Annotated in this window: 15 protein-coding genes; 13 read left to right on the plus strand and 2 right to left on the minus strand. The window is 69.5% G+C overall.

Features of this window, described 5'->3' with window-relative positions; all coding sequences use genetic code 11:
• The first annotated feature begins 72 nt into the window (after positions 1-72).
• On the plus strand, positions 73-1356 hold the full coding sequence (locus ACZ4WH_RS00320) for a geranylgeranyl reductase family protein (protein ID WP_468174634.1): 1284 nt from the start codon (positions 73-75) through the stop codon (positions 1354-1356).
• Here ACZ4WH_RS00320 and def read toward each other — a convergent pair whose 3' ends face one another.
• Together def and ACZ4WH_RS00330 are read right to left on the minus strand one after the other, a co-directional pair.
• Complete coding sequence (gene def, locus ACZ4WH_RS00325; protein WP_468174637.1) at positions 1357-1980, minus strand: peptide deformylase; 624 nt, start codon at positions 1978-1980, stop codon at positions 1357-1359.
• A 191-nt stretch (positions 1981-2171) separates the two neighbouring features.
• Positions 2172-3002, minus strand: a complete 831-nt coding sequence (locus ACZ4WH_RS00330; protein ID WP_468174640.1) for a C40 family peptidase — start codon at positions 3000-3002, stop codon at positions 2172-2174.
• Between the two features lie 743 nt (positions 3003-3745).
• Between ACZ4WH_RS00330 and ACZ4WH_RS00335 the strand changes: the two genes are divergently transcribed.
• Genes ACZ4WH_RS00335 through nuoL form a run of 12 tightly spaced genes read left to right on the plus strand, consistent with a single transcriptional unit; the run spans position 3746 to position 16623 of the window.
• On the plus strand, positions 3746-4105 hold the full coding sequence (locus tag ACZ4WH_RS00335; RefSeq protein ID WP_003992243.1) for an NADH-quinone oxidoreductase subunit A: 360 nt from the start codon (positions 3746-3748) through the stop codon (positions 4103-4105).
• 15 nt (positions 4106-4120) lie between these two features.
• Positions 4121-4675 carry a NuoB/complex I 20 kDa subunit family protein gene (locus ACZ4WH_RS00340; protein ID WP_007383964.1) on the plus strand — a complete coding sequence of 185 codons (555 nt, stop codon included), beginning with the start codon at positions 4121-4123 and terminating at the stop codon, positions 4673-4675.
• Positions 4672-5445 (plus strand): NADH-quinone oxidoreductase subunit C, encoded by a 774-nt coding sequence (locus tag ACZ4WH_RS00345; RefSeq protein ID WP_468174643.1) that lies wholly within the window; start codon positions 4672-4674, stop codon positions 5443-5445. Before ACZ4WH_RS00340 ends, ACZ4WH_RS00345 begins: the two co-directional genes overlap by 4 nt.
• Positions 5442-6782 (plus strand): NADH-quinone oxidoreductase subunit D, encoded by a 1341-nt coding sequence (locus ACZ4WH_RS00350; RefSeq protein ID WP_468174646.1) that lies wholly within the window; start codon positions 5442-5444, stop codon positions 6780-6782. Before ACZ4WH_RS00345 ends, ACZ4WH_RS00350 begins: the two co-directional genes overlap by 4 nt.
• Positions 6779-7645 (plus strand): NADH-quinone oxidoreductase subunit NuoE, encoded by an 867-nt coding sequence (gene nuoE / locus ACZ4WH_RS00355; RefSeq protein ID WP_468174649.1) that lies wholly within the window; start codon positions 6779-6781, stop codon positions 7643-7645. Before ACZ4WH_RS00350 ends, nuoE begins: the two co-directional genes overlap by 4 nt.
• On the plus strand, positions 7645-8991 hold the full coding sequence (gene nuoF / locus ACZ4WH_RS00360) for an NADH-quinone oxidoreductase subunit NuoF (protein ID WP_103812733.1): 1347 nt from the start codon (positions 7645-7647) through the stop codon (positions 8989-8991). Before nuoE ends, nuoF begins: the two co-directional genes overlap by 1 nt.
• Positions 8988-11516: an NADH-quinone oxidoreductase subunit G gene (locus tag ACZ4WH_RS00365; protein WP_468174654.1), complete on the plus strand. Its 2529-nt coding sequence runs from the start codon at positions 8988-8990 to the stop codon at positions 11514-11516. Before nuoF ends, ACZ4WH_RS00365 begins: the two co-directional genes overlap by 4 nt.
• A complete protein-coding gene (gene nuoH / locus ACZ4WH_RS00370; RefSeq protein WP_468174657.1) occupies positions 11513-12880 on the plus strand; it encodes an NADH-quinone oxidoreductase subunit NuoH in 1368 nt (455 codons plus the stop codon). The genes ACZ4WH_RS00365 and nuoH overlap by 4 nt, the downstream gene beginning before the upstream one ends.
• A complete protein-coding gene (gene nuoI / locus ACZ4WH_RS00375) occupies positions 12873-13523 on the plus strand; it encodes an NADH-quinone oxidoreductase subunit NuoI (protein ID WP_468174660.1) in 651 nt (216 codons plus the stop codon). Before nuoH ends, nuoI begins: the two co-directional genes overlap by 8 nt.
• Positions 13520-14365, plus strand: a complete 846-nt coding sequence (locus ACZ4WH_RS00380) for an NADH-quinone oxidoreductase subunit J (protein ID WP_468174663.1) — start codon at positions 13520-13522, stop codon at positions 14363-14365. Before nuoI ends, ACZ4WH_RS00380 begins: the two co-directional genes overlap by 4 nt.
• On the plus strand, positions 14362-14661 hold the full coding sequence (nuoK, locus tag ACZ4WH_RS00385; RefSeq protein WP_030641022.1) for an NADH-quinone oxidoreductase subunit NuoK: 300 nt from the start codon (positions 14362-14364) through the stop codon (positions 14659-14661). Before ACZ4WH_RS00380 ends, nuoK begins: the two co-directional genes overlap by 4 nt.
• 15 nt (positions 14662-14676) lie before the next feature.
• On the plus strand, positions 14677-16623 hold the full coding sequence (gene nuoL / locus ACZ4WH_RS00390; protein ID WP_468174667.1) for an NADH-quinone oxidoreductase subunit L: 1947 nt from the start codon (positions 14677-14679) through the stop codon (positions 16621-16623).

Genomic DNA, 16623 nt, shown 5'->3' on the forward strand with positions numbered 1-16623 from the left:
GTCCGCTGAATAGACTGCCCATGTCCAGTGCCGGTCGGCACGCAGATTTCGAAACCTTGGGGAGATCCCGCCGTGACCGAGCCCCTCTCCGACCACACCGCAGATGTGATCGTCGTGGGCGCGGGGCCAGCCGGCTCCACGACCGCATACCACCTCGCCAAGGCCGGTCTCGACGTCCTGCTCCTGGAGAAGACCGAGTTTCCGCGCGAGAAGGTGTGCGGCGACGGCCTCACCCCGCGCGCGGTCAAACAGCTCGTCGCCATGGGCATCGACATCTCCGAGGAGGCCGGCTGGCTGCGCAACAAGGGCCTGCGCATCATCGGCGGCGGCTCCCGCCTCCAGCTCGACTGGCCGGATCTCGCCGCCTACCCGAACTACGGCCTGGTCCGCAAGCGCGACGACTTCGACGAGCAACTCGCCCGCAACGCCCAGAAGGCCGGCGCCCGCCTGTACGAGCGCTGCAACGTCAGCGGCCCGGTCCTCGACGACCGCACCGGCCGCATCACCGGCGTCACCGCCAAGCTCGGCGAGGAGAAGCGCGAGGTCACCTTCCACGCGCCGCTCGTCGTCGCCGCCGACGGCAACTCCACCCGGCTCTCCCTGGCGATGGGCCTGCACCGCCGCGAGGACCGCCCGATGGGCGTCGCGGTCCGGACGTACTTCGAGAGCCCCCGCCACGACGACGACTACCTGGAGTCCTGGCTGGAACTGTGGGACCGCCGCGGCCCCCAGGACCGCCTGCTGCCCGGCTACGGCTGGATCTTCGGCATGGGCGACGGCACGTCGAACGTGGGCCTCGGCGTGCTGAACACCTCCGCCTCCTTCAAGGAGCTGGACTGGCGCGAGATCCTCAAGGCGTGGTGCGCCTCCATGCCGGAGGACTGGGGCTACACCCCGGAGAACATGACCGGCCCGATCCGCGGCGCCGCCCTGCCGATGGCCTTCAACCGCCAGCCGCACTACACGCGCGGGCTGCTGCTCGTCGGCGACGCCGGCGGCCTGGTGAACCCCTTCAACGGTGAGGGCATCGCCTACGCCATGGAGTCCGGCCAGATCGCCGCCGACGTCATCGTGCAGGCCCACGCGCGCGCGACGCCCGCCCAGCGCGAGATCGCCCTCCAGCGCTACCCGCGCGTCCTCAAGGACACCTACGGCGGCTACTACACGCTCGGCCGCGCCTTCGTGAAGCTCATCGGCAACCCGAAGGTCATGCAGATCGCCGCCCAGCGCGGTCTGACCCACCCGCTGCTGATGAAGTTCACCCTGAAGCTGCTGGCGAACCTCACCGACCCGACGGGCGGCGACGCGATGGACCGCATCATCAACGGCCTGAGCAAGGTGGCGCCGAAGGCGTGACTAGGCGCTGAACGTCGCGGCGTTGGCGGCCCGGCGGGCGTACACCTCGTCCCGCCGGCCCGCCATCTGCCCCAACGCATCCTTCTTGTCCCGTTTCGAGAGCCGGTCCAGATAGACGTACCCGTTGGTGTGGTCGGTCTCGTGGGCCAGACACCGCGCGAAGTACCCGGTGCCCTCGACGACGACGGCGTTGCCGTCCCTGTCCTGCCCGCGCGCGACGGCCCGGTCCGGCCGCGGTACGGCCATCACGGCACCGGGCACCGACAGGCACCCCTCGCCCTCGTCCAGCAGCCGTCGCCCGGTCGTGGGCGTTTCGAGCACCGGATTGACGATGTGCCCGACATGTCGGACTCCGTCGTCATCGGGGCAGTCGTACACGAACAGGCGCAGATCCACCCCGACCTGATTCGCCGCCAGTCCCGCGCCCTCGGCGACATACATGGTCCGGAACATGTCGTCGATGAGCGCGGCGAGGTCGGGCCCGAACGCCGTGACGTCCCGGCACGGCTTGTGCAGCACCTCCTCGCCGACCTCGGTGATGCGGCGCACCGCACCCCGCGCGGCCTCGGGGGCGTGCCGCGGGTAGTGGTCGGCGGGAATTCCCTGTACGAACACGCGTGGCATCGCGTGGACTCCTTCGCTCGGCGACGGACCACCGGACGGCGGCCCGAGCAGAGCATGGCAGGGACGACGCGGGGCGTGTCAGGGGCGACGCGCGGCGCTTCAGGGGCAGCGTGAGGCGTTTCGGGGACAGCGCGAGGGCCGCTGCCCCCGAGCGGCTGCGGCCCTACGCGTCTGAGAGGTGCGGAGTGCGCTCAGAGCACCCGCACGGCGCCCGTGGGCGGGTCGTACGACAGCGGGCGCTCCACGACGCCGCTGGAGGGGTTCTGCGCGCCCACGAACATGCCGTCGCCGACGTACACCGCGACGTGGTACGCGCTGCCCGCGCCACCCCAGTACAGGATGTCGCCCGGCTGGAGGTTGCTCAGCGAGACCTGGGTACCGGCCGTCGACTGGTCCTGGGAGACACGCGGCAGGCTGATGCCGACCTGCTTGAAGGCCGTCTGCACCAGGCCGGAGCAGTCGTAGGCGGAGGGACCGGTGGCACCGGAGACGTACGCCTTGCCGACCTGCGCCTTGACGAAGCTGATGACGGCCGCGGCCGAACCGGTGGCCGTGGACGTGCTGGTGGAGGTGGACGTGGAGGTGGAGGTGGAGCCGGCGTCCGCCGTGGTGGACAGCGTGGTCCGCTCCGCGGTGCGGGAGGCGCGGGCGGCGGCCTCCTTGCGGGCGGCCTCCTGGGCCTTCTTCTTGGCCTCCGCCGCCTTCTTCTTGGCGTCGGCGAGGTCCGCCTTGGCCTGCTTCGCGGCCTTCGCGGCAGCCGCGTCACGCTCGGCCTGCAACTGGTAGTTCGCGGCGGCCTGCTCGGTGGCGTCCGCGGACTGGGCCGCCTGAGCGGCCAGGTCGGCCGTCAGGGTGGGCAGTTCGAGGGTCTGCGTCACCGGCTCGGCCGCGTTCGCCGAGCCGGACGCCCCGGCGACTGCCAGGGTGCCGAGGACGCCACCGGCAACTCCGGCCCGCATCGCGAGGGTCGACGCGCTGCGGCGGGGCTTCCGGTGGCTGCGTATGTGAGCGGTGTGGGACATGGGAACAACCGGTACCAGGGGCTCCTTCATATCTTCAAGAAACGTGTGCTGCGCCACAGTTGTTCAATCGAGACCCGGAATCCCGGGCGTGTCGCTCTTTATTGACGCCGTAACGGACATTGCGGACGTCCGCGATCAAGCCCTTGATCACGGTCTTTGATCATTACGTCCGGATTGCCCCCCACCTACCACTGGTTGGGTTCGTTGGCCAAGCCCGGTTCTCAGAGGCCTCTCATGAACGTGACGGAGGTCACGGAACGATTATCGGAATCGCGGCGTCCGGCGCCTGTGCGGCTCGTGAACGCGTGCACGCGCCCCGAATCGCGTCCACACCCCGCCCCGGCCTCCTTCCGATGTGTGAACGCGCCCCTCTATCAGCCCCTCGCGTCCAACTCCAATTTGCATGCACCGGAACTCTCTTGATATAGAGACGCCCCTTCTGGCCTGCGATGACATACAAGATTGTCACTTCTGGTGATCAACTGAACGCTTCGCGTATGAAGATCACTCATCATCCGACTTCATGATCCTTCGTCAGGTGGTGGAGATCACAAAGCTTGTGTAATACCCCGTGTCGCAGATCACAGAGCGGCGGGCATAAGATGCGAGGCAGTTGGGCTTGTGACCTGCTTCACATGTTCGCGATCTTCGCCGGGGCGAGCGGGGTTCGTGGGACCGGTGAGGCGGATGTGAGCCCAGTGCAACCGCCAGCAGTCAGCGCCGACTGAGAGGAGCGAGGAGCGGTGAACGCGTATGCGCCCATCCTCGTACTGGGAGCCCTCGGGGCAGGCTTTGCGATCTTCTCCGTGGTCATGGCCACGCTGATCGGTCCGAAGCGGTACAACCGCGCGAAACTCGAAGCCTACGAGTGCGGCATCGAGCCGACCCCCACGCCGGCCGGCGGCGGGCGCTTCCCCATCAAGTACTACCTGACGGCGATGCTCTTCATCGTCTTCGACATCGAGATCGTCTTCCTCTACCCCTGGGCCGTCACCTTCGACGCCCTGGGGATTTTCGGGCTCGTGGAGATGCTGCTCTTCGTGCTCACCGTCTTCGTCGCGTACGCGTACGTATGGCGGCGCGGCGGCCTGGAATGGGACTGAGGGGCCTTTAACGACATGGGACTCGAAGAAAAGCTGCCGAGCGGCTTCCTGCTGACCACCGTGGAGCAGGCCGCGGGCTGGGTGCGCAAGGCGTCCGTCTTCCCGGCCACCTTCGGCCTGGCCTGCTGCGCCATCGAGATGATGACCACCGGCGCCGGCCGCTACGACCTGGCCCGCTTCGGCATGGAGGTCTTCCGCGGCTCACCGCGCCAGGCGGACCTGATGATCGTCGCCGGCCGGGTCAGCCAGAAGATGGCGCCCGTCCTGAGGCAGGTCTACGACCAGATGCCCAACCCCAAGTGGGTGATCTCCATGGGTGTCTGCGCCTCCTCCGGCGGCATGTTCAACAACTACGCGATCGTCCAGGGCGTCGACCACATCGTTCCGGTCGACATCTATCTGCCCGGCTGCCCGCCCCGCCCCGAGATGCTGATGGACGCGATCCTCAAGCTCCACCAGAAGATCCAGTCCTCGAAGCTCGGCGTGAACGCCGAGGAGGCGGCCCGCGAGGCGGAGGAGGCGGCGCTCAAGGCCCTGCCCACGATCGAGATGAAGGGGCTGCTGCGGTGAGCGACGCGAACGGCACCCAGGGAAACCCTGGGGCGAACGGCTCCGCGAACGGGGTGAACCCCGAGAAGGATCTCTCCGCCTCCAACCTCCCCGGCCAGCGCGGCCAGGGCGGCGAGGAGATCCGCGTCCAGCGCGGCATGTTCGGCGCCGAAAACGGCGGCGACACGTCCGGCTACGGCGGCCTGGTCCGCTCGGTCCGACTCCCGGGACCGGCGACCCGGCCCTACGGCGGCTGGTTCGACGAGGTCGCCGACGAACTTGAGGGCGCCCTGGAGGAACAGGGACTCCTCCCCGGGAACGCCATCGAGAAGACCGTCGTCGACCGCGACGAGCTGACCTTCCACATCGAACGCGAGCACCTGGTCCGCGTCGCCCGCACCCTGCGCGACGACCCGGCCCTGCGCTTCGAGCTGTGCACCGGCGTGAGCGGCGTCCACTACCTGCACGACAAGGGCCGCGAGCTGCACGCCGTCTACCACCTGCGCTCGATCACCCACAACCGGCTGATCCGCCTCGAAGTCAGCGCCCCCGACAGCGACCCGCGCATCCCGTCGCTGGTCTCCGTCTACCCGACGAACGACTGGCACGAGCGCGAGACCTACGACTTCTTCGGCATCGTCTTCGAAGGTCACCCGGCCCTGACGCGGATCATGATGCCGGACGACTGGCAGGGCCACCCGCAGCGCAAGGACTACCCCCTCGGCGGCATCCCCGTCGAGTACAAGGGCGCCCAGATCCCGGCTCCGGACCAGCGGAGGTCGTACTCGTGAGCACGCAGTCAGCATCCGCCGCGTCGGCCGCGTCCGCGCGCGAGACCACCGAGGGCACCGTCTACACGGTCACCGGTGGCGACTGGGACGAGGTCGTCCAGTCCGCGGCCCGCGCCGACGACGAGCGCATCGTCGTCAACATGGGTCCCCAGCACCCGTCCACCCATGGAGTGCTCCGCCTGATCCTGGAGATCGAGGGCGAGACGGTCACCGAGGCCCGCTGCGGGATCGGCTACCTCCACACCGGCATCGAGAAGAACCTCGAATACCGCACGTGGACGCAGGGCACCACGTTCGTGACGCGCATGGACTACCTGACGTCCTTCTTCAACGAGACCGCCTACTGTCTCGCCGTCGAGAAGCTCCTCGGCATCGAGGACCAGATCACCGAGCGCGCCAAGATCATCCGGGTGCTCCTGATGGAGCTGAACCGGTTGTCCTCCCACCTGGTGTGCATCGCCACCGGTGGCATGGAGCTGGGCGCCACCACGATCATGATCTACGGATTCCGTGATCGTGAAATGATTCTCGACATCTACGAGCTGGTCACGGGCCTGCGCATGAACCACGCGTACATCCGGCCCGGCGGACTCGCCCAGGACCTGCCGCCCGGCGCGGTGGACCAGATCCGCGAGTTCGTGAAGAAGATGAAGAAGAACCTCCCGGAGTACGACAAGCTCGCCACCGGGAACCCCATCTTCAAGGCCCGCATGCAGGACGTCGGCTACCTCGACCTGGCCGGCTGCATGGCCCTCGGCGCGACCGGCCCGATCCTGCGCGCCACCGGCCTGCCGCACGACCTGCGCAAGGCCCAGCCGTACTGCGACTACGAGACGTACGACTTCGACGTCCCGACCGCCGACACCTGTGACGCCTACGGCCGCTTCCTCATCCGCCTGGAGGAGATGCGCCAGTCGCTCGGGATCGTCGAGCAGTGCCTGGACCGGCTCCAGCCCGGCCCGGTCATGGTCGCCGACAAGAAGATCGCCTGGCCCGCCCAGCTCGCCCTGGGACCGGACGGACTCGGCAACTCCCTCGACCACATCAAGAAGATCATGGGCACCTCCATGGAGGCTCTGATCCACCACTTCAAGCTGGTCACCGAGGGCTTCCGCGTCCCGCCGGGACAGGCGTACGCGGCCGTCGAGTCGCCCAAGGGCGAACTCGGGGTGCACGCCGTGTCCGACGGCGGCACCCGCCCCTACCGGGTCCACTTCCGCGACCCGTCCTTCACCAACCTTCAGGCCATGGCGGCGATGTGCGAGGGCGGCCAGGTCGCCGACGTCATCGTCGCCGTCGCGTCCATCGACCCCGTGATGGGAGGCGTCGACCGGTGACCACCTCTTCTTCCGAGCGGGGCGTCAGCCTGGGCATGCCCGAACTGCCCGCACCCGCCTACCCGGACGACGTCCGGGCCCGGCTGGAGGCGGACGCGCGCGAGGTGATCGCGCGCTACCCGGACTCCCGGTCCGCCCTGCTGCCGCTGCTCCACCTCGTGCAGTCGGAGGAGGGCCATGTCACGCGCACCGGCATGCGGTTCTGCGCGGACATGCTGGGCCTGACCACGGCCGAGGTCACCGCCGTCGCCACCTTCTACACGATGTACCGGCGCAAGCCGTCCGGTGACTACCAGGTCGGGGTCTGCACCAACACGCTGTGCGCGGTGATGGGCGGCGACGCGATCTTCGAGTCCCTCCAGGAGCACCTGGGCGTCGGCAACGGCGAGACCACCGACGACGGCAAGGTCACCCTGGAGCACATCGAGTGCAACGCGGCCTGCGACTACGCGCCGGTCGTGATGGTCAACTGGGAGTTCTTCGACAACCAGACCCCGGCGAGCGCCAAGCGCCTGGTCGACGATCTGCGGGCGGGGCGCTCCGTGCAGCCCACGCGCGGGGCGCGCCTGTGCACCTTCAAGGAGACCGCGCGGATCCTGGCCGGCTTCCCCGACGAGCGGCCCGGGGCCGTCGAGGAGGGCGGCGGTGCGGGACCCGCGTCGCTGGTGGGCCTTCGCCTGGCAAGGGGAGAGGCCGCACCCGCGCGCGTGGTCCATCCGCGCGGAGGTCCGCATGAGGAGCCGCAGGACAGGGTGCACGAGCCGTCGCCGGCCGAGCACCTCAGCTCCCATGACGCGCCGCAGGAGACATCGGCCTCCGACCCTGCCCACCCCGCGGGGCCTACCGCAGAGGAGGGGGAGTGATGACCGTGGTATCCGAGGTCAAGGACCCTAGCCCGGAGAAGCTGCTCGCACCCGTGCTGTCGGCCTTCTGGGACGAGGACCGGTCCTGGACTCTGGACGTCTACCGGAGGCACGAGGGGTACGAGGGGCTCCGCAAGGCCCTCGCCATGTCACCGGACGACCTGATCGCGTACGTCAAGGACTCCGGGCTGCGGGGCCGCGGCGGCGCGGGATTCCCGACCGGGATGAAGTGGCAGTTCATCCCTCAGGGTGATGGAAAACCGCACTATCTAGTTGTCAACGCCGACGAGTCGGAGCCGGGCACCTGCAAGGACATCCCGCTCCTCTTCGCGAACCCGCACAGCCTCATCGAGGGCATCGTGATCGCGTGCTACGCCATCAGGTCGTCGCATGCCTTCATCTATCTGCGGGGTGAAGTCGTCCCCGTTCTTCGGCGGTTGCACGAGGCCGTGCGCGAGGCCTACGCGGCGGGCTACCTCGGCGAGAACATCCTGGGCAGCGGGCTCGACCTCCAGCTCACCGTGCACGCGGGCGCCGGCGCGTACATCTGCGGTGAGGAGACCGCACTGCTCGACTCGCTCGAAGGCCGCCGTGGTCAACCGCGGCTCCGTCCCCCCTTCCCTGCGGTGGAAGGCCTCTACGCCTGTCCCACTGTCGTGAACAACGTCGAGTCGATCGCGTCGGTTCCCGCCATCCTGAAAAACGGCAAGGACTGGTTCAGGTCGATGGGCAGCGAGAAGTCCCCGGGCTTCACGCTCTACTCGCTCAGCGGCCATGTGGCGAGCCCCGGCCAGTACGAGGCCCCGCTCGGCATCACGCTGCGCCAGCTCCTCGACATGAGCGGCGGCATGCGGCCGGGCCACCGCCTGAAGTTCTGGACGCCGGGCGGCTCCTCGACGCCGATGTTCACCGACGAGCACCTCGACGTCCCCCTCGACTACGAGGGCGTCGGCGCCGCCGGCTCCATGCTCGGCACCAAGGCGCTCCAGTGCTTCGACGAGACGACCTGCGTGGTGCGGGCCGTGACCCGCTGGACCGAGTTCTACGCCCACGAGTCCTGCGGCAAGTGCACGCCCTGCCGGGAAGGGACGTACTGGCTGGTGCAGTTGCTGCGGGACATCGAGGCCGGCAAGGGCGTGATGTCCGACCTCGACAAGCTCGCCGACATCGCCGACAACATCAACGGCAAGTCGTTCTGCGCGCTCGGCGACGGCGCCGCGTCCCCGATCTTCTCCTCGCTGAAGTACTTCCGCGAGGAGTACGAGCAGCACATCACGGGCCGGGGCTGCCCCTTCGACCCGGCCAAGTCGACGGCCTGGGCGGACCGCCCGGAGGTGAACGCATGACCGTGACCACCAACGCTCCCGCGGGTGGCGGAGAGGCGGCGGTCCCGCCGGAGGACCTCGTCACGCTGACGATCGACGGCATCGAGATCAGCGTGCCCAAGGGCACCCTGGTCATCCGGGCCGCCGAGCAGCTCGGCATCGAGATCCCGCGTTTCTGCGACCACCCCCTGCTGGACCCGGCCGGTGCCTGCCGCCAGTGCATCGTCGAGGTCGAGGGCCAGCGCAAGCCGATGGCGTCCTGCACCATCACCTGCACCGACGGGATGGTCGTCAAGACGCACCTGACCTCCCAGGTCGCCGAGAAGGCCCAGCACGGGGTGATGGAGCTGCTGCTCATCAACCACCCGCTGGACTGCCCGGTCTGCGACAAGGGCGGCGAGTGCCCGCTCCAGAACCAGGCGATGTCGCACGGCAACGCCGAGTCCCGCTTCGACGGCAAGAAGCGGACCTACGAGAAGCCCGTACCGATCTCCACCCAGGTGCTGCTCGACCGCGAGCGGTGCGTGCTGTGCGCCCGCTGCACCCGCTTCTCCAACCAGATCGCGGGCGACCCCATGATCGAGCTGGTCGAGCGGGGCGCGCTCCAGCAGGTCGGCACCGGCGAGGGCGACCCGTTCGAGTCGTACTTCTCCGGCAACACCATCCAGATCTGCCCGGTCGGCGCGCTCACCTCGGCCGCCTACCGGTTCCGCTCCCGCCCCTTCGACCTCGTCTCCTCTCCGTCGGTGTGCGAGCACTGCTCCGGCGGCTGCGCCACCCGCACCGACCACCGGCGCGGCAAGGTGATGCGGCGGCTCGCCGCCTACGACCCCGAGGTCAACGAGGAGTGGATCTGCGACAAGGGACGCTTCGCGTTCCGGTACGCGCAGCAGAAGGACCGCCTCGACACGCCGCTCGTGCGCAACGCCGACGGCGTCCTGGAGCCCGCCTCCTGGCCGGAGGCTCTGGAAGCGGCCGCGCGGGGCCTGAGCGCCGCCCGCTCCCGGGCCGGTGTCCTCATCGGCGGCCGGCTGACCGTCGAGGACGCCTACGCGTACAGCAAGTTCGCGCGCGTGGCGCTCGACACCAACGACATCGACTTCCGCGCGCGCGTGCACAGCGGCGAGGAGGCCGACTTCCTGGCGGCCCGGGTGGCCGGCCGCGGCCGTGACCTGGACGGTACGGGCGTCACGTACACCTCCCTGGAGAAGGCGCCCGCCGTCCTGCTGGTCGGCTTCGAGTCGGAGGAGGAGGCACCCGGCGTCTTCCTGCGGCTGCGCAAGGCCTGGCGCAAGCGCAAGCAGCGGGTGTTCGCGCTGGCCACGCACGCCACCCGGGGCCTGGAGAAGGCGGGCGGCACGCTGCTGCCGGCCGCTCCGGGCACCGAGACGGAGTGGCTGGACGCGCTCGCGAGCGGCGTCGGCCTGGGGGAGCCCGGCACGCTCGCCGCCGAGGCGCTGCGCACCGAGGGCGCCGTCATCATCGTGGGAGAGCGGCTGGCCGGTGTCGCGGGCGGACTCGCCGCCGCCCTGCGCGCCGCCACCGCGACCGGCGCTGAGCTGGTGTGGATTCCGCGCCGGGCCGGTGAGCGCGGCGCCGTCGAGGTGGGCGCGCTGCCCTCGCTGCTGCCGGGCGGCCGTCCGGCGACCGACCCGCGCGCGCGGGAGGAGGTCGCCGCGGCCTGGGGTCTCGCCGAACTCCCGGCGCGTTACGGCCGCGACACCCACCAGATCGTCGAGGCCGCCGCGACCGGCGAACTCTCGGCACTCCTGGTCGCCGGTGTGGAGGTCGCCGACCTGCCCGACCCGGCACGCGCGCGTGAGGCGCTGGAGAACGTCGGCTTCCTGGTGTCGCTGGAGCTGCGGCCCAGCGAGGTCACCGCACACGCCGACGTCGTCCTGCCGGTCGCCGCGGTCGCCGAGAAGGCGGGCACCTTCCTCAACTGGGAGGGCCGCGTGCGCCTCTTCGAGGCCGCGCTCAAGCCCGACCAGATGACCCGCCCGCTCGCGCCGACCGACACGCGCGTGCTGCACATGCTCGCCGACGCCATGGACGGTGTCGAAGGCGCCGACGGACGCCGGCAGCTGGGCCTGCCGGATCTGCGCACCACGCGCGCGGAGATCGACCGGCTCGGCTCCTGGGACGGCCCCCGCGCCTCCGGACCCATGGAGATCGCGGGCGCGCTGCCCCGCCCGGCCGCCGGCGAGGCCGTGCTCGCCGGGCACCGGCTGCTGCTCGACCAGGGCGTCCTCCAGGAGGGCGACGAGGCGCTCGCCGGAACCCGGCACGCCGCACGCGCGCGCGTGTCCGCCGCGACCGCCGCCGAGGCGGGCGTCGCGGACGGCGGCATCCTCACCGTCACCGGCCCCGCCGGCACGGTCGGACTGCCCCTGGAGATCACCGAGATGCCCGACCGGGTGGTCTGGCTCCCGCTGAACTCCGTCGGTGCCGGCGTCGCCTCCGACACCGGGGCACGGCCCGGCTCCCTCGTCCACATCGGCCCGGCGGCAGTCGCCGAAGAGGCCCCCAAGGAGGTGGAGGCATGAGCCCGTACCTCGCAGCTGAAGACCTCTCGATGTTCGGCCGCGACCCCTGGTGGCTGGTCGTCGTCAAGGCAGTCTTCTGCTTCGCGTTCCTGATGGTGACCGTCCTGTTCTCCATCGTCTGGGAGCGCAAGGTCGTCGCCTGGATGCAGCTGCGCATCGGCCCCAACCGGCACGGCCCCTGGGGCATGCTCCAGTCGCTCGCCGACGGCGTGAAGCTGATGCTCAAGGAAGACGTCATCGTCAAGCGCGCGGACAAGGTGGTCTACGTCCTCGCGCCGATCGTCGCGGCCGTCCCGGCCTTCATGGCGATCGCGGTGATTCCCTTCGGACCGGCCGGCAACGAGATCTCGATCTTCGGCCACCGCACCGCGATGCAGCTCACCGACCTGCCGATCGCGATGCTCTACATCCTCGCGATCGCCTCCGTCGGCATCTACGGCATCGTGCTGGCGGGCTGGAGTTCCGGGTCCACCTACCCGCTCCTGGGCGGCCTGCGCTCCTGCGCGCAGATGATCTCGTACGAGATCGCCATGGGCGCCGCGTTCGCCTCCGTGTTCCTCTACTCGGGGTCGATGTCGACGTCCACGATCGTGGAGCAGCAGCACGACCGCTGGTACATCCTGCTGCTGCCGGTCTCCTTCATCCTGTACATCGTCACGATGGTCGGCGAGACGAACCGCGCCCCCTTCGACATGCCGGAGTCCGAGGGCGACCTGGTCGGCGGCTTCAACACCGAGTACTCGTCGATCAAGTTCGCGATGTTCATGCTCGCCGAGTACGTGAACATGGTGACGGTCTCGGCCGTGTCGGCCACCCTCTTCCTCGGCGGCTGGCGCGCTCCCTGGCCGGTCAGCTCCTTCTGGGAGGGCGCGAACCACGGCTGGTGGCCGCTGCTCTGGTTCGTCATCAAGGTCCAGCTGCTGCTGTTCTTCTTCATCTGGCTGCGCGGCACGCTCCCGCGCGTGCGCTACGACCAGCTGATGAAGCTCGGCTGGAAGGTCCTCATCCCGGTCTCCGTGACCTGGCTGATGCTGGTCGCGACCGTCCGCGCCCTGCGCAACGAGAACTACGACTTCGCCGACATCGCCCTCTACGTCGGCGGCGGTGTCCTCGCCCTGCTGTTGATCTCCTTCGTCGCCGACATGTTCCGCGAGAAGGGGAAGACGGCCGAGCAGCCCGCCGCCCAGGAGCCGGCCTTCGACCCGATGGCGGGCGGGTTCCCCGTGCCGCCGCTGCCCGGGCAGGAGCTGCCGCCGGCGCCGAGGCGCCGCCCCCGGTGGGGCGAGCGGGAGCTGATTGTCAGTGGCGGGTCGGACACTGTCAGTGACGGAACTTCGGATGGAAAGGAGGCGTCCGATGGCTGAGGAGCCTCAGGAGGCCGGGCAGACCAAGCCCGGATTCCAGAACCCCGTGGCCGGCTTCGGCGTGACCTTCAAGGCCATGTTCAAGAAGCGGCTGACCGAGCAGTACCCGGAGCAGAAGAAGACCACGGCTCCGCGGTTCCACGGACGGCACCAGCTCAACCGCCATCCGGACGGCCTGGAGAAGTGCGTCGGCTGCGAGCTGTGCGCCTGGGCCTGCCCCGCCGACGCCATCTACGTGGAGGGCGCCGACAACACCGACGAGGAGCGCTACTCGCCGGGCGAGCGGTACGGCCGCGTCTACCAGATCAACTACGCCCGCTGCATCCTGTGCGGGCTGTGCATCGAGGCGTGCCCCACGCGCGCGTTGACGATGACGAACGAGTTCGAGCTGGCCGACTCCAGCCGCGCCAACCTCATCTACACCAAGGAGCAGCTGCTCGCCGGTCTCGAAGAGGGCATGGTCGACACGCCGCACTCGATCTTCCCGGGGACGGACGAGCAGGACTACTACCGCGGCCTGGTGACGCAGGCCGCGCCCGGTACGGTCCGCCAGGTGGCCGTCTCCAAGGGCGAGGCCCCGCAGGAGGCCGCCTCCACCTTCGGCGAGGACGAGCCGGCCTCGGAGAAGGTGATCGGCCGATGAGCGCGCAGCAACTCGCCGCCTACACCACCTCCACCGGTGAGGCCTTCCAGTTCTGGGTCCTCGGCACGATCGCGGTGATCGGCGCCCTGTGCACCGTCTTCATGAAGAGGGCCGTGCACAGCGCGCTCTGCCTCGCCGGCACCATGATCGTCCTGGCGGTGTTCTACCTCGCCAACGGCGCCTACTTCCTCGGGATCGTGCAGATCGTCGTCTACACCGGCGCGATCATGATGCTGTTCCTGTTCGTGGTGATGCTCGTCGGCGTCACGGCCGCGGACTCCCTGAAGGAGACCATCAAGGGCCAGCGCTGGCTGGCCCTTCTGTGCGGGGCCGGCTTCGGTGTCCTGCTGTTCGCCGGCATCGGCAACGCCTCCCTGAAGGAGTTCAACGGCACCGGCCGGGCGAACGCGAACGGCAACGTGGAGGGGCTCGCGACCCTCATCTTCACCAAGTACGTCTTCGCCTTCGAGATCACCGGCGCGCTGCTCATCACGGCCGCCGTCGGCGCCATGGTGCTCACCCACCGCGAGCGCACCGAGCGCGCCAGGACCCAGCGCGAGCTGTCCGAACAGCGCATCCGCGAGGGGAAGCACATCCCGCCGCTGCCCGCCCCCGGTGTCTACGCCCGGCACAACGCCGTGGACATCGCGGGCCTGCTGCCCGACGGCACCCCGTCCGAGCTGACCGTCAGCAAGACGCTGCGCGAACGCGGCCAGATCCGTGACGTGTCCGCGGAGGCGCTCAACGACCTGCGGGCGCTGGAGCAGCGCGCGGAGGAGCGCCTGGAGCGCCGGGCGATCGAGCCGGAGACGTTCAAGCGGCCCGAGGAGGCGTCGAAGTGAACCCGGTCAACTACCTCTACCTCGCCGCCCTGTTGTTCACGATCGGCGCGACCGGCGTCCTGATCCGGCGCAACGCCATCGTGGTCTTCATGTGCATCGAGCTGATGCTGAACGCCTGCAACCTCGCGTTCGTCACCTTCTCCCGGATGCACGGCAACCTCGACGGCCAGATCATCGCCTTCTTCACGATGGTCGTCGCCGCCGCGGAGGTCGTGGTGGGCCTCGCGATCATCGTGTCGCTCTTCCGTGCCCGCCACTCGGCCTCGGTCGACGACGCCAGCCTGATGAAGCTGTAAGGGGTCGGAAGAATCGTGGAGAACCTGATCGCGCCGCTCATCGCGGCGCCCCTGCTCGGAGCGGCCGTCCTCCTGGTCGGCGGCCGGCGCCTGGACCGCGTCGGCCACTGGATCGGCACGCTCCTGTCGGCCGCCTCCTTCGTGTTCGGCCTCATCCTCTTCGCCGACCTGCTCGGCAAGGGCGCGGAGCACCGCACCCTGACGCAGCATCTGTTCAGCTGGGTTCCGGTGGCCGGCTTCCAGGCGGACGTCACCTTCCGCCTCGACCAGCTGTCCATGACGTTCGTGCTGCTCATCACGGGCGTCGGCTCGCTGATCCACCTGTACTCGGTCGGGTACATGGAGCACGACGAGCGGCGCCGCCGCTTCTTCGGCTATCTGAACCTGTTCCTCGCGGCGATGCTGCTGCTCGTCCTCGCCGACAACTACCTGCTGCTGTACGTCGGCTGGGAGGGCGTCGGTCTGGCCTCGTACCTGCTGATCGGCTTCTGGCAGCACAAGCCCAGCGCCGCCACGGCCGCGAAGAAGGCCTTCCTGGTCAACCGCGTCGGCGACATGGGCCTGTCGATCGCGATCATGCTGATGTTCACCACGTTCGGCAGCTTCGCCTTCGGCCCGGTCCTCGGCCACACCGGTGACACGTCCGAGGGCAAGCTCACCGCGATCGGCCTGATGCTGCTGCTCGCGGCCTGCGGCAAGTCCGCCCAGGTGCCGCTCCAGTCCTGGCTCGGGGACGCCATGGAGGGCCCGACTCCGGTCTCCGCCCTCATCCACGCGGCGACGATGGTGACCGCGGGCGTCTACCTGATCGTCCGCTCCGGGGCCATCTTCAACGCCGCCCCCGACGCGCAGCTGGCCGTCACGGTCGTCGGCGCGGTCACGCTCCTGTTCGGTGCGATCGTCGGTTGTGCCAAGGACGACATCAAGAAGGCGCTGGCCGGCTCGACCATGTCGCAGATCGGCTACATGGTCCTCGCGGCGGGCCTCGGCCCCATCGGCTACGTCTTCGCGATCATGCACCTGGTGACGCACGGCTTCTTCAAGGCCGGGCTGTTCCTCGGCGCGGGTTCCGTGATGCACGGCATGAACGACGAGGTCGACATGCGGCGCTACGGCGGCCTGCGCAAGTACATGCCGGTCACGTTCATCACCTTCGGCCTCGGCTACCTCGCGATCATCGGCTTCCCCGGCCTGTCCGGGTTCTTCTCCAAGGACAAGATCATCGAGGCGGCGTTCGCCAAGGGCGGCACCGAGGGCTGGATCCTCGGCGGCGCGGCCCTGCTGGGCGCGGCCATCACCGCCTTCTACATGACGCGCGTGATGCTGATGACGTTCTTCGGAGAGGAACGGTGGCGCCACGCCCCGACCCCGTCCCCGGCCGAGCCCAGCGTGGAGCCCGCCGCCGAGACCAGGGGCGAGCACGCCGAGCCGCACCCGCACGAGTCCCCGAAGGTCATGACGATCCCGATGATCGTGCTGGCCGTCGGTTCGGTCTTCGGCGGTGGCTTCTTCAGCATCGGCGACCGCTTCCTGCACTGGCTGGAGCCCGTCACGGGGCACAGCGAGGGCGACTCCCCGCTCAGCGCGGCCACGGTCACCGGCGCCACCATGGTCTGCCTGGTCATCGGCGTCGCCATCGCCTGGGCCCAGTACGGCCGCAAGCCCGTCCCGGCCGTCGCCCCGCGCGGCTCCCTGCTCACCCGCGCGGCCCGCCGCGACCTGCTCCAGGACGACTTCAACCACGTGGTCCTGGTGCGCGGCGGCGAGCACCTGACGCGCTCCCTGGTGTACGTCGACCACACCCTGGTCGACGGCGTCGTCAACGGCACGGCGGCCGGCTTCGGCGGCCTGTCCGGACGGCTGCGCCGGCTCCAGAACGGCTTCGCCCGCTCCTACGCGGTCTCGATGTTCGGCGGCGCGGCACTCCTGGTCGCCGCGACCCTGCTGATGAGGGCGGTCTGA

The sequence above is a fragment of the Streptomyces sp. NPDC029138 genome, assembly GCF_055564375.1.